This window comes from Microcoleus sp. S13_C3 (genome assembly GCF_036700905.1).
Lineage (GTDB): Bacteria > Cyanobacteriota > Cyanobacteriia > Cyanobacteriales > Microcoleaceae > Microcoleus.
In genome coordinates this window covers 1-1,411 of sequence record NZ_JAUBPT010000355.1, presented here as the reverse complement: position 1 = coordinate 1,411, position 1,411 = coordinate 1, and the positions used below count along the sequence as shown (strand labels likewise).

General features: G+C 40.3%; 1 protein-coding gene. It reads right to left on the bottom strand.

Annotation, left to right across the window (positions count from 1 at the left end):
* Positions 1-173 precede the first annotated feature (173 nt).
* Positions 174-1,231, bottom strand: a protein-coding gene (locus QUA16_RS36695) for an ISKra4 family transposase (protein WP_333109764.1) whose coding sequence is annotated in 2 segments (ribosomal slippage) — positions 174-1,075 and positions 1,075-1,231 — 1,059 coding nt in all. Because the reading frame shifts where the segments join, the coding sequence is not laid out codon by codon here.
* Between the last annotated feature and the right edge of the window lie 180 nt (positions 1,232-1,411).

Here is a 1,411-nt window from a genome sequence, read left to right as displayed (position 1 = left end):
GGGAGCATCCCGGTTTTGTAAATGGTTAAAAGTATGATAAGAGCCAAAATTCTTCGCCCTCTGCTATATGATAGAACGCAAAAGTTATCGCCCGCAGGCTAACCAAACTGGCGAGAGAGAAGTATCTAAAGTATGGGAGTCGGGAAGAAAAATAGAAAAGAAGCCTCTATATTCTAGATTAATTCATTTAAGTAAGCACACCTAAGTTTGAGCATTTGATTGATATTTTCATGACACCACTGAGCGCCGGAAATTTTTAATCTTCTGTCAATCTGTTTCACTAATGATTCCACCGCTCCCGACCCAATAGAACAAATATTTTGGCTGGACAAGAGTTGATAGTTAACAATTCGATTCCGATGTTTTGTGACATATTTGCAAAAGTTGGTAGTCTGACGACTCTTGCACAACTCAAACAACTTAAGGGTTTCATCTGTACGGCCTTGCCACAACAATTCTTTGGCTTTAGACAGTCGTTTCCTAGACCCTGCTACTTTGTACAGATTTTCGACTAAATGATACCAGTCTAAGATTTCTCGGCGATTGCCATCCGGATTGAATTTACCGATCAGATTCCAAATTCCGTCATGTCCATCACCCAAACAAGTCACTAGGGAATTTAACGGCTGACGATTGACATAATCAATCAAGACTTCATTTTTCAGAAAATATGCAGCATAAAAGCTGCCATGAAGACTAACTGCTTTATAATCGAGCCAGTGAGAACCTTCCCCTTTTGCCCCTCTAACACGCACTTTTCCTCCATCCACACTGGTTTCTTTAATGGGGGCGCACGCTACTGGTTCAACCCAATCTTGGTTTTCTACCAATCTATGTAAACTGGTATGACCTATCTTGACTCCCGTCTGTACTTCAATTTCTTGAGATGCCTTTTCATAGGATAACAAGGCCACTTGTCGCAGACAGCATTTCTCAAAAAAAGGGGCTAAGCGAGTCGATTTTTTGAGATTTAATTTTTCTGCTTGTTTTTCGGTAATTTTTAACTCACCTACACAGCTTTTTACTGTTCGGGGACGCCCTTTATCTGTTCCTGTGGTTTCTTTGATAAAAAAAAAGCAACTTCTGGTCCCACTATCTCTATCCATTGTTTTCTCAAGTGTCCTTCTATTGCTTCCAGGCTTTCTAACGCCTCGGGAGGAGTGTTTCTGTATAAAATTTTAGCGATTTCAGCAGTATGAGCTTGTAAACGTGCTTGTTCGTCAGGCGTCATGTTGAGTTCCTCAAAATTATTTATTGACTATTGTAACTCTTGAGATACTCTATTCTTCAGTTCCTCTAAAATGGCTGATTGACTCTAAAACATATTTTTTGGGGAAGCTAAGTGTCGGTTTTCCCCAAAAGCGGCGCACCTTATCATACTTTTGTATATTTGCAAAATCGGGATGCTCCC